This window comes from Neobacillus cucumis (assembly GCF_023715505.1).
On record NZ_JAMBOH010000060.1, the window covers coordinates 1 to 13,063 of the forward strand.

At 40.5% G+C, this 13,063-nt stretch carries 8 protein-coding genes, 1 rRNA gene and 1 riboswitch; of the genes, 4 read left to right on the plus strand and 5 right to left on the minus strand.

Annotated elements, in window-relative coordinates; all coding sequences use genetic code 11:
- Positions 1–497 precede the first annotated feature (497 nt).
- Complete coding sequence (locus tag M3226_RS30800; RefSeq protein WP_251573260.1) at positions 498–1,340, minus strand: dimethylarginine dimethylaminohydrolase family protein; 843 nt, start codon at positions 1,338–1,340, stop codon at positions 498–500.
- A gap of 169 nt (positions 1,341–1,509) precedes the next feature.
- Between M3226_RS30800 and M3226_RS30805 the strand changes: the two genes are divergently transcribed.
- Positions 1,510–2,172: an AraC family transcriptional regulator gene (locus tag M3226_RS30805; RefSeq protein ID WP_251573261.1), complete on the plus strand. Its 663-nt coding sequence runs from the start codon at positions 1,510–1,512 to the stop codon at positions 2,170–2,172.
- Positions 2,173–2,268: 96 nt separating this feature from the next.
- Complete coding sequence (locus M3226_RS30810; protein ID WP_251573263.1) at positions 2,269–2,538, plus strand: excalibur calcium-binding domain-containing protein; 270 nt, start codon at positions 2,269–2,271, stop codon at positions 2,536–2,538.
- Positions 2,539–2,669: 131 nt separating this feature from the next.
- On the opposite strand, the gene M3226_RS30815 is transcribed toward M3226_RS30810, so the two are convergent.
- From M3226_RS30815 to M3226_RS30830, 4 genes are all read right to left on the minus strand, one after another.
- Complete coding sequence (locus tag M3226_RS30815) at positions 2,670–5,591, minus strand: DEAD/DEAH box helicase (RefSeq protein WP_251573264.1); 2,922 nt, start codon at positions 5,589–5,591, stop codon at positions 2,670–2,672.
- A 282-nt stretch (positions 5,592–5,873) separates the two neighbouring features.
- Positions 5,874–6,275: a cytochrome-c oxidase gene (locus tag M3226_RS30820; RefSeq protein WP_251573266.1), complete on the minus strand. Its 402-nt coding sequence runs from the start codon at positions 6,273–6,275 to the stop codon at positions 5,874–5,876.
- 505 nt (positions 6,276–6,780) lie between these two features.
- A riboswitch (glycine riboswitch) is annotated at positions 6,781–6,883 on the minus strand.
- A gap of 34 nt (positions 6,884–6,917) precedes the next feature.
- Positions 6,918–8,351 (minus strand): M20 family metallopeptidase, encoded by a 1,434-nt coding sequence (locus M3226_RS30825; protein ID WP_251573267.1) that lies wholly within the window; start codon positions 8,349–8,351, stop codon positions 6,918–6,920.
- A 62-nt stretch (positions 8,352–8,413) separates the two neighbouring features.
- Positions 8,414–9,649, minus strand: coding sequence for an MFS transporter (locus M3226_RS30830; protein WP_251573269.1), 1,236 nt, complete (start codon positions 9,647–9,649; stop codon positions 8,414–8,416).
- 251 nt (positions 9,650–9,900) lie between these two features.
- On the opposite strand from M3226_RS30830, the gene M3226_RS30835 reads away from it, so the two are divergent.
- Together M3226_RS30835 and M3226_RS30840 are read left to right on the plus strand one after the other, a co-directional pair.
- Positions 9,901–11,970, plus strand: a complete 2,070-nt coding sequence (locus M3226_RS30835) for a helix-turn-helix domain-containing protein (RefSeq protein ID WP_251573271.1) — start codon at positions 9,901–9,903, stop codon at positions 11,968–11,970.
- Positions 11,971–12,863: 893 nt separating this feature from the next.
- Positions 12,864–13,063, plus strand: a 16S ribosomal RNA gene (locus M3226_RS30840); the annotation flags it as partial.

Here is a 13,063-nt window from a genome sequence, read left to right on the forward strand (position 1 = left end):
TATTTAGGTTAAACTGAATTTGAGTCATGATTAATTCCTCCTCATTGTTTTCGTCGCTGTTAACATTGTTGACAAGAGGAATTAATTTGACTCCTTTTCTTTTTACACAATTATACGGACTTAATCTAATAAATTCTATTGACTACCCAGATGGCTGAATTTTGGGGATGACGGTAGTCAAAAAGTTCTATTGACTACCCAGATGACCGATTTTTGGGGATGACGGTCGTCAAAAAGCTCTATTGACTACCCAGATGACTGATTTTTGGGGATGACGGTAGTCAATAAGCTCTATTGACTACCCAGATAAATGATTTTTGGGGATGACGGTCGTCAATAAGTTCTACTCTGATAAATCATTTTTTGTCGTAAATGATATTCTATTAGTTAATCATCTTCTAGTGCATTTCTAAGTATAATTTATAGTATTGCATACGAAATAGTGCGGCACTCGGACAATCACCGTCGATCCTGAGTGATCGTCCGAATGGCAGTGTTTATTGTGGAGTTTCTCTCAATATCGGCATGGTACAGCAGCGAAAGGCGCCTCCAGATTTAATAATCTCTGAAATATCGACCTCAATCACTTGGTAGCCTCGGTCCCTGAGGTTCTTGTTTACCTCCTTATTGATGGGTAAACTTAACACTCGCTTGTTTCCAATTGAAAGCACATTGGTTCCTAAAGTTGCTTGTTCTTCTTCTGATACCTTAATTAAATTGTACCTAGAAGATAGAATCCTTAGTTTGTCCTCATCAATTTCACCTGGAAAAATTAAGGCTTCATCCTCTGAAAGAATATTAAAGACACAGTCTAAATGGAGATATGTATCGGTAAACGGGACGGTAATAACTTCAAAAGTGGGTAACAAACTTTGTAAATGTTCAATGGCCTTTTTATTGGTACGGTTACTGACGCCGATATAAACGGTGTTGCGGTCAATTAAAACATCGCCGCCTTCAATTTTGTCTTCCAGTAGGTTGGTATAGGTGATTAGTTCCTTTTCGAGCAAATCAATTAACGGCTGCTCTTCACCTTGACGGACATCATGTGCCATATGGGCTACAAACACCTGATTTCCCAGAGTAAAACCAATATCACGAGTGAATACTTGTTCAGGATATTTCTCTGAAGGAGTAAGTAACAGCACTTCAACACCGTTTGCCTCTAAGACTTGCACGAGCTGTTGATGCTGTTTTTTAGCAAGTTCTGTATCAATGTTTTCTTTTAAAAATTGCTTTTGAGTCTCATTAATGGGTTCGCGGATAGTCATATAGGTTGCTGAGCATAACACCACTTTTTTTAAGGTGTCATACTCACTAAAACAAGAACTCTTATGCATTTTGTCCTCCTCAATAAACGAAATTACATTATAATATTCCCTGACAGTGGATGGAGTAAACAGATAAACAAGAGAGGGTATCTTAGATTGGAAATCAATTGATTGGCAGCTTAAGCTTAATAATGGTGGGAATGGCTCAGGTGGCGAATAAAAAGAAGGGGTTAAAAAGATGACTCAAAATAAGACATTACATATTTTAAATGGACAAGCAATGTTTAATTATTACGAGGAGACACATTTTCTTGAACAGGAATGCATGGTCCCTTTTAATGAGGCGATGTGTTTTGGAGGTACAAGTGACGATTTATTTTCACCAGAATTCATCGATATCCGGGCAAACGTTCATCACGTAACTCCAGAACAATATACGGAACACACGTTAAAGCCGTTACAGCCCTTTTTTGATAAAGAATTCTCTCATATAGAATTATGGTTTGATGCCGATATGTTCTGTCAAATTAACCTTATTACTATTCTAGCTTGGTTAGATCAAGCAGATTATAAAGATGCTGTCGATATTCATATAGTCGGAGAGAAGTTTAAACCTGTGAGTGATTTTACCGAAAGGGCAGGGGGATATTATTCTATTTATAAGCAGGTTTTGATTGATAAGACAATGCCTGTGAATATCCTTCCAGCGCCTATAAAGAAGGGGATAGAGCTATATTTGAGTTATCTGAGTAAAGATAGTGATCTTGTGCTTTATATACAAGAGCACAAAGATGTTCCAGAAAGAGAACTTGTACTAGCTCTAATTAACAAATTCACAGATTATGGATTAGGGGATACACAATACTTAGAAATAATAAGAAATCAGCGTAAAACAGTATAAGTATGTAATAATTCAGAATTTTTAAATTGTCAAAATGGTTTATTTCAATTAAGATAAATACTGGAAATAGTAAAATATGTAAGTGAGGTATTTATCATGAAAATGTTTTTAAAGGTAGGAATTCCGTTTGCGCTTTTATTAGGTTTTACATTAGGCTCTGCAGGGGAGTCAGAAGCAGCGACTAAGATTGTCACTTTCAAAAACTGTACAGAATTGAACAAGGTTTATAAAGGTGGAGTTGCTCGTTCCGCCTCCGTAAAAAACAAAGGTGGAAAGACCTACTACAAACCTTTTGTTTCACAAGCTCTTTACGATGCAAATAAGAAGAGCGACAGAGACAAAGATTTAATTGCATGTGAACGATAAAAAAAGGGAAGATTCTAAAATCAATAGAATCTTCCCTTTTTAATTATTGGGTGTTAGAAATGGTGCCTGTCACCGTTCCTCACCTCATCACAGTATTCATGTTGCCCTCGCCGGCACCCCGATTCACGGTATTAACCTAAATAGACAAGGTCCTTCAGTTCATCGGTGGAGAGCTCAGTTAGCCAGTTTTCACTAGTGATGATTTGGTCATTCAGGAATTGTTTCTTCTCCAGCATAGCATCAATCTTCTCTTCTAGTGTCCCGGTACAAATCAACTTATGAACATGGACAAACTTGGATTGGCCAATCCGGTAAGCCCGGTCAGTAGCTTGATTCTCGACGGCTGGATTCCACCATCGGTCATAATGGATGACATGATTCGCGGCCGTTAGGTTCAACCCCGTTCCGCCGGCCTTCAACGACAACAGAAACACAGGGAACTCCTGATTTTGAAACCGCTCAATCATACTATCACGCTGTGTTTTCGGTACACTTCCGTTCAAGAACGGCACCTCAATGCCAAACTTCTTCTTCAATGTACTGCGGATCATTTCGCCCATTTCAATATATTGTGTAAAAATCAAACAACTCTCTCCTTGATCCAAAACAGCATCCACCAGTTCAACGAGCTTCTCCATTTTATTCGAGCGGTCCAGCAGCTCTCGGCCAATTGCCTGTTCCTTTAAATAGAGAGCAGGGTGATTACACAGCTGTTTCAAACGTGTCAGCATTTGGAGAATTAAACCTTTACGCTCAAAGCCCGATAACTTTTCAATCTCCGCAAAGGTATCGTGGATTAGCTGCTCGTACAACGATGCCTGTTCAGCCGTAAGCGGGCAGTACTCCTTCTGCTCAAGCTTATCTGGCAGATTAAGAGCAACCTCTTCATCCTTTTTCGTCCGGCGCAGCAAGAATGGGCGAATCAACGACTGAAGCTGCTGCACCTTTTCTTTCTTTTCATCCTTTTCAATCGGAATAACAAACTTCTTCTGGAACTGCCCTAAGCTGCCAAGATAGCCATGGTTAGTGAAATCAAAGATGGACCACAACTCTGAGAGGCGATTTTCCATCGGCGTTCCTGTCAAAGCAATATGGTGACGGCCGCGCAGCCTGCGTACCGCCTTTGATTGTTTTGTTTGGGCATTCTTAATGTTTTGCGCTTCATCAATGGAAATCGAATTCCATATTACTGATTCAAACTCCTCTGAATCAAGATGGCTTAACCCATAAGAAGTCAAGACCACATCAGCGTCTTGGACTTTTTCCGTAAAAGCCTCTTCCTTCAGACGGTTTGAACCATAATGCAAGTACACCTTTATCTCCGGAGCAAACCGTTCCAGTTCCTTCTGCCAGTTCCCTAGCACCGAAGTCGGACAGATAATCAGCGCCGACTTCACCGGCACCTTCACCTTTGTGGCAGAGGCCGCTTCACCAGACGTTTTAACGGTGTCAGGCACCATTTCTAATGTTTCCTCGTTCTTTACCTTCAAAAGGTAGGAGATGAGCTGGACGGTTTTGCCGAGGCCCATGTCGTCGGCAAGGACGGCACCGAATCCGAATTGACGGAGGAACCAAAGCCAGCTCATACCAAGCTGCTGGTACGGGCGGAGCTCACCATTCAATCCTTCTGGAACAGTCTCGAGCGGGATCTCTTGTACCTCCGACAACATCTTGACCATCTGCTTCCATTGCCGGTTCAACTCAATTTGAATCTTCGCAAACGCCTTTGGATTCTCCAATTCTTCTTCGGTCTCTGTCGAATCAACGAGTTCCTGCTCCAGCAAATCGCGGACATGCAAGCCCTCTTTTTCAGCACGCTTCATCAAATCCTGAATTTGTCGAATAAACTGCGGGTCAAGCTTCACCCAGCGACCCCGGATAAACACAAGCCGGCGCTTTTCCTCAACTAACTTACCAAACTCATCTTCAGACAAATCAACACCGTTCATGGAAAAACGCCAGTTGAAATCAAGCATCGCCTGCAGTCCTACAAACGACGGCCGATGGCTGGATGATCCCTTCAATGACGCCTTCACCTTCAAGTTGGCATTCTTCATCGCCTGCCACCAGGAAGGAAGGAGGATCTCCACATTCAGCGCGACCAAGGTTTCACTCGCATCGGTTAGAAACATCCACGCTTCTTCCTCGGTAAGATGGGTCTTGAAAAAGCCATCTTCTTCAAGCCATGGAATTAACCGGGCCCAGCGCGACCGCTCTTGATCCACTTTGTCAAGATATGGACGCCATTTGGCAGGAATCTTTCTCACACCTTCAACATCATAGATTTCATCTGGATTCTTCTTTCCACGTAAAAACACATCTAGAATCCATGCACCCTCACCGTCAACCGGTTCATCAAGCCGCAGCCCTATCGTAAACGGCGTGTCACTTTCCTTAATCCCAACCCATTCCAGCCAGCTCTCCTCATCAAAATAACGAGCCAGCTCAACGCCGGAAATATTCTGCTTCCTCAGTAACTCCAATTTTGGACCAAACAGCTCTCTCATAGCAGCATTTCGGGTTAAATAAGCATCAAGCGCTTCATTATATAAATCAGACAGATAGTCTTTGGTTGTGCTAAGACTGTGATCCTCGCTAACTAAGACTTGATTCTCATCCTCGATGGATTGCTCCCAAAAAGAAGAGTCAAATTCATCCTTGACCCGTTCTGGCAGCTTCCAGCGGAAATCGCCATGTTCCCAGACTGAAAAATCCGGGAGCCAATCCTTCTCTACAATCCCTTCATAAAGTGTAAGGGCGGAAGCAAGACAGATTTCAGATTGCTCATTCCAGTCCCAATCAATAAAGCGATTGAAGGATTCTTTGGCAAACAAAGAAACAAGCTGCCAGCCGCTCACAACAACCCCTTCGACGTCGTTCACCGTTTCGGTCTCAAGAAGGGTACCGAAAAAGCTTTCTTCATGGCTGCTAAAAACGAGGCTTTTCCATCTGAACGGGTTCATATAAGCTCCCTTTTCGTTCTGGGCTGTCAACAGAAAGCGGCCATCCTCTAATTTAGTTGTCAGTAATTTGATAAACCTGGTTTTAAGCATAAATAATGTACCCCTTTAACTGGAACCCTTGGTTATATTAAATGTCCATGCGTAATGCGTGGACCATCAAAAAATGGTCTATTAAAAAGTTTACCTATAAAAATCCATATTCCTATATTATAACCAAAAATATGTGGTTAGAGGAGTAAGGAGCATGAAGAGTTTATTTTTCATTGATTTTAGAGTGGGGGAAGGGGGATAAATGTTCATATCCACTTCTTCAGATCTCTTATTAAAGAAGATGAAAAAAAAGACTCCCTCTTAGGAAGTCCTTGATAAACCCTAGGCTTTTATAGTGTGATCCGCCTTTTGGACGGAACGGTTGTTTAGTGTTTTAACAATATTGGTAGTGAATAACAGTGTACCGATCACAACAGCTAAAGAACCGATAATCATAATTGGCAAAGCAGCCGAAACACCGAAAGATTCGAGAACCAATCCAATCACCATCACTGGTAAACCAATGTTATGTAACCAAAAATGAATTTTTGCTAATTTTGTGCTCGCTGCAAACGGATAGATCGAATAAATGATTCCAAATAGAGCAGTCGATACCCAACCTAATAAGTTGATATGAGCGTGAGTAGAAGTCAATCTAAAATCATGGGCAATCCCCATGGACATTCCCACTAAAACCCCAATTGAAAAATAAACCGCTGCAATCTTAATAAACGTTTTCCCCATTTTCTTCCCTTTTCCCCCTACTAATTGTTTATATGTAAGACGTACTGCTAAATTATAATATAAATAGTAATATGGTAATAGTTAAAATGGTAATTTTATGCTGTTTTTTATAAAAAAAGACCCATAGATGGGTTTTTATAGAACTTTTGTAACAGGAATTATAATCAAAATGGAGGAACGGATAACTTTAACCATTTGTGTATCCCTCATAAAGAAATTCACAAATTAGTCCACGCAACCCAAAACGAGACGGTTATTTTTTTATTACCTTTAAACCGTCTTTAACAAGCTTGTCTACTTTGAAAAATACAATGAAGGTTTGGTTATGATTAGAGGGTACCTTTTGAGCGGATATTTACGATCATATTTTTAGAAAAAGGACAGAAAAGGGCCGGCTTCCTTTTCCCTTTACCCTTCTCTGTCCTTTTAATTGAGAGGTTAGCTTTATTAAAAATAGAACATTCCCATTTGGGGGGCGCAATGGTTTACGCACTCTCTAGAGTAACGTCGAATTGTAGTTCATCTACCTGAGAGTTTTGTTCCAAATGTTTTTTATTGGAACTGGCTCCTTGGGTCGCATAGTTAATGCACTCTCCTGCAACCATCATCCGTTTTTCTAACTAGACCATTCAATTCCAGCTATCAGATTGTCGGCTCTAAAAAAGCTTCCTTATTTGATACAGGTGGTTTCACGTCAGCTGGAATACCTGCCTTGTATTCTACTCCTTTTGTACTTGCAGCAAATTCCTCTTTTGCTTTTTCAAGAATGCCATTTGGATCAAGAAGCAGTTCGTAGGCGGATAATGCCATTATTTTTGCCGAATATTGCATTCCCTTCATGCCGATGGTTGAACCGAATGAAGCGGTAGCCTGCCATGAATGCAGCTGAACCCCTAGCGGTGCACAGGCAGTCATAATTTGTCCCATTGGTGTAATCCACGAAACATCACCCACGTCAGATGATCCTCCCATAGTTGTCCCAAACTGATTTGTATCGTTATAAAAATGTGGATTGAGCAGGGTGTCTGCATTCTTGTCCGACATTTGACGCTTCACTGCAGCTATAACAGATGGATCGATCGTTTGGACGAGTTCCTCGGCAAATTTTTCTTCTTCGGGGGTGTACGTCATCTGTCCTGCTGCTTCCGCCTGTTTAAACATGAGCTCATTAAGGGTTTTATTTGGCAATGTATCGTAGCACCCGGATTTGATCTCCCAGCGGACAGAAGTTTCAGTCATCATCGCTGCCCCTTGCGCTACTTTTATTAATCTCTCTTTTAGTTCATCTACCTGCTTACGGTCGCTTGCCCGCAAGAAATAATAGACACTGGCTGCGTCTGGCACGATGTTTGGTGCTGCCCCGCCATTTGTGATCTGATAATGAATTCTGGAACCATCCGGAACATGTTCCCGTAAATAGTTGGCACCAACATTCATCAGTTCAACTGCATCCAGGGCGCTGCGGCCGAGATGTGGAGCCGCTCCGGCATGGGAGGTTCTTCCTGAAAAGAAAAACTCGACAGCTGTTAATGCCTGCATACTGGCATTGGCTGTACTGTTATATGTCCAAGGATGCCATGTCAGCGTACAATCTAGATCATCAAATGCACCGGATCGGGCCATAAATGTTTTTCCGGAAAGTAACTCCTCTGCGGGGCAGCCGTAATAACGGATGGTACCGGAAAGCCTTTCCACTTCCATCTGCTCCTTAAGAGCAACAACTGCCTCTACTCCCGCTGTTCCTAATAAATTATGTCCACAGCCATGTCCCGGCCCATTCGGAACAACTGGGGAATATTCCGGACATACTTGCTGAGACAACCCCGGCAGTGCGTCGAATTCACCAAGGATCCCAATCACTGGTTTACCGGTACCATATTCTGCGATAAAGGCTGTTGGGATATCTCCGACCCCGGCAGTAATCGTAAAACCAGCTTCTTCCAACACTTTGATTTGTAAGGCGGATGCGAAACTTTCCCTATAGCCCACTTCAGGATGATCCCAAATTTGTTTTGCCACATCGACGAATTTTGATTCGTTCTCCTCAATCCAGCTTACAATATCACTTTTTCCCATATCTTATTACCTCTTTTCAAATTATCTTTTGTGAGAACACAAATAAGAGAAATGAAAGTTATTTAGCTTACTGTTTTGGCAGCTGCATGGTCTACGACGGCCTGCTTTTTCTCTGACGGTAAAAATAATGTAATCACGGCAGCGACTACGCAGCATATTGTTAAAAACATGAACGCACTTTTGTATGAGCCACCAGACGCAGAAATAAGTGCTCCCATGATCATTGGAGAAAAAATACCTGCAGCTTGTCCGCCAAAATTAATCATACCAAATGCGGTACCCACAACCTTCGCCTCCATAGCACGGTGAGGCAGCGTAAAGATGAAGCTAAAAATATATGACAAAAAAGTAAATGCAATGGACTGGAATAAAATAACTTGGAAAATGGTTGTAGACTGTGCCATCAGATAAAGAGAAATCCCAAGAATAATGATACCGATGAGAACTCCAGTCTTTGCATAAGAACCAAACTTATTTATAATTCTGCCGCTAATAATCATGCCGAGAGTTAAGAACAAAGAAGGGATAGCGCTTAAAAATCCAACTGATTTGAGATTGATTCCCAGAACCTGCATCAAGTAGGAAGGCATCCATGACATGAGGCCCCAGCTTGTAATATTAACAAAAAAGAAAATGATCAGGACTTTCCATAGATAGGAGTTTCGAAGAAGCCTTTGGTACTCTTCTTTACTTGGCTTTTGTGCTTTTTCGGAATCAGCAAATTCACCTTTTCTTCTTGTTGAAAGGAGAAACCAAATGATTGAGATGATACCTAGCATCGATATAGCCAAAAAGACATGGCGCCACCCAAGCCAAACGAGCAGTGGTGCAACTAAAATTGGAGCAATCGCTGACCCCAGTCCATTTGAGGACATCATCGTTGATTGTGCCTTCGTCCTTTTCTCTTTTGAAAAATAATCAGATATGGCCTTAGTACTACCTGCAGGGAACGCGCCTTCCCCGAGTCCGAATAAAAGACGGATGAGAAATAAAGAAGTTAGCGACCAGGCAAAGCCAGTCAATCCGGTAAATATGGACCACATCAAAACCGCTACTACGATTACCCTCCGCGAGCCAAAACGATCCGCGAGCCAGCCACCGGGAATCTGCATTAAGGCATATCCAAAGAAAAAGGAACTCAAGATAATCCCTAATTGTGAAGCATCGAGTGATAAATCCTTACCCATTTGTACAATGGAAAGATTAATAGTAGTCCGGTCAATGTATGATACAATCCAGGTGAAGTAAAGTGCTAATAAAGTCATGTTTCCATTTGGTGCCTTAATTTTATCCTTCATACTACACGCTCCTTTTTAATTTTCACATACATCCCTTTCTTCAAAAAATCAATCATAAGAAAGTGTAAGCCCTTTCTATTTTTTGCCACTCTCCTTGTCAATAAAGTTATTTAAATAATAAATTAGAATTTTCAAAAAATCACCAGTAAAACACACAATGTAATTTACAAATGATTGTGTATTCACATAATTAATGCAATTATAATAAGTATAAATATTTAAAAAACTCATTAACAAAGGGGGAAACATCTTTGTTATCTAACAAAAATACTCCTTCGATAGAAAAGTTTAGTCGTTCAACATTACATGTTTGGACATTAAATTCCTATACGAATTGGGTTCATGTTTGCGGAGTTCAACTGTCTATGGAGGAAGAGCAAGTTTACAAAAAATTAAAATGGCCCGAAATACAAAATGAGGAATATTTAGCATCATGGTACGACCCGCAAATAAAATGTCAATTGTTCACCTTTGAAACCGACTCTCCTGAGTCGATGACAGTTCATGCCTTAATTCACTCCGAAAAACAGCTTTCGGCAACGGAATCTGAGAATTTTGTCATGCAGATTCGTTATATGCTTGTTCAACAATCTCTTGAACTTATTTGGGAAGAGCACGACGCATGGCTTCAGGGCTTGAATTCACTTACTTCCAATCTGGATTTGAATGAGCTTCTGCATAATATCATGCAAAACGCTCTGATCGCCATTCCAACAGTGGATAGAGGTTTTTTTACACTCTATGACCAGGAGCTGCAAAGGCTTCTACCGATAGCAGCTATTGGCATGGGAGAATCGATTTATGATTTTAAAACCGAAATCGGTGAGGGGATTGCGGGAAAAGTATTTCGAGATGAGAAAGGGAACATTTACAATCCCGAACAAGTCATAGAAGGAATAAGCAATATAAAGGAGAAAAACTATAAAAACTTAATGAAGGCCGCTGGAGGTCCGGAATCTATACCACCTGTAATCGCAGTTCCTGTCAGAATGAATAAAGAAAAGCATGGTGTAATGGTTGTCCACCAAACGAAAAAAAATACTCGAAAGCTGACGAGCAAAGATTTACGCCGGTTACAAGGCTTTGCCGATCAGGCGGCCATCGCCATCTCGAATGCCAGGCTGTTTTCCGAGCTCCGTCAAAAAAACGAATATTTGATAAAACGGAATCAAATTCATGAAGTTTTTACTAACCTTTCTTTGAAAAATGCCGATTTGGTGAAGATCGTGCAAACGGTTGAACGCCTGGTTGGTCTGCCGGTTTTTCTTTTCGATTTAACCAAAAACGAATGGTATCCACGTTCCTCAGATCAACTTTTACAACTTGAAGACACGATACTATCTGAAGACTTGGTGAATCGGGTGGAAACTTTATCGATCACGGTTAACCAAGTAGACTTCCATTTGTATCCGATTGCGAACGAGGGTTTTCCGATTGGTTATTTTACAGTAGAGTTACGCATGCCTTTACAGCCTCTTGATACGGTCGTGTTAGAGCAGGCTGGAGCTTTAGTAGCGCTAAAAATGGTTAATACGTACTCAATGACAGATATGTATTATGAAAAGATCTATGAGTTCTTTAATGAGCTCTTACTATACCGTGAACCAAAATCACTAATGTACCAATCGAGGGAATATGGTCTATCCCCTGAGAAACCCTTTTTTGTGGCTGTTTTACAGATTAAGGAAAATGGGAATAACAAACAGAAGCGGGAGACACATATGAGACAGCTAATCGCTTCCGTAAATAAAGCGCTTAAACAGTCTGACCATCTTCTCTTCGGTTTTCAAGATAAAGTAACCATGATCATTCATGTTGACAATGAGACGAGCAGGGAGAACATTATTAGAAAAATTAAAACTGTTGGAAGCCTGTGGAAAAATGACCGTTCAACTGTCCTCCGCGGTGGGATGGGAAGATTTTATACGGGTCTTGAGTATATTGCAAAAAGTACAGAGGAAGCTAATAAATCACTATCCTATCTCTTAAATCGTGATATTTCAGGTATATTGCAATATGAAAAAATTGGGCTTAACCGTTTATTTTTAAATCAAGATCCTAAGGAAATTGAGCAGTTTATCCAGGAAGTTTTATCTCCACTTCAATCACCCAAGGTGAAAGCCGGTGACTTGGAGCTAACACTTAAAACATACATTGATACCAATCGTTCCGTCTCTATGACAGCAGACCGGTTACATATTCACTCAAATACACTTTACCATCGATTAAGAAGAATAGAGGACGCACTGCAGGTTGACCTCAGCGACCCGGAGGATTGGCTAACGGTACAATTGGCTTGTTTTTTGAGCGAAACGTATTAGAGAGAGGTTCCTAGTATAGTAACTAGACTCAAACAATAAAAAAGACCTCTTTTCAATTGGTCAAAAATCTTCTTGCTATGCGATTTCTAAAAACAGAGAAGGTGTATTGATAGGTTATTATGATAATAACAGAACCCGCCACGCCTCTTAACAATGCGGACCAAGGTGGGTCATTTTATGTATAGGAGTAATGTAAAAATGGATCCTGAGAAAGATAAAGTTAAGTCACCTACTACTTATAAGAACAAGTAGAATTATTAAAAGGTAGAAATCTACATATAGAAAGTAAATGCAAAAAAGTATTACACAGAATTAATTATTACCGTTTATCAGCTTATGGCGTTACTTTAAAAGATCTCCTTAACAAGGATAAATACAGAGGAGCCCATAAATGATCAAAGAAGAGCCTTCTATCCAAAGTATAGCAAACATCAAAAAATGTTAATTAAAATGAGTACCAAATTGTTGTATACTAATTTAATACTCATTAATTGGTATAGTGTGATTTATATGGAATATCCACTAGGGAACACAAAAGTGAGGTGTGTCCTACTAATGAAAAAATTCATTATTTTTATTAATAGATCTCTAGTTGCTATTGACCATAAAGGCTAATACTTTCAAAAACTTCTTTAGAGTTTTATTTTTTTTGCAAAAAGAAGTTGACTTACACACGGATTTTTTGTTATATTATTATCTGTCGCTAAGGCGGCGAAGTTAAATTAAAAAAGATGTTGACTTTTACGAGGTAACATTTTATAATTAATCTCGCTGTCGCTAATTGAAGTGATGTATTGTTCTTTGAAAACTAAACAAACAAAAACGTCAACAAACAATAATATTAGTTTCTACTATAGAAACTAAGCCAACGTAACAAATTGAGCTAATCAACTTTCATGGAGAGTTTGATCCTGGCTCAGGACGAACGCTGGCGGCGTGCCTAATACATGCAAGTCGAGCGAATCGATAGGAGCTTGCTCCTGTTGGTTAGCGGCGGACGGGTGAGTAACACGTGGGCAACCTGCCTGTAAGACTGGGATAACACCGGGAAACCGGTGCTAATACCGGATAATCCTTTTCCTCTCATGAGGAA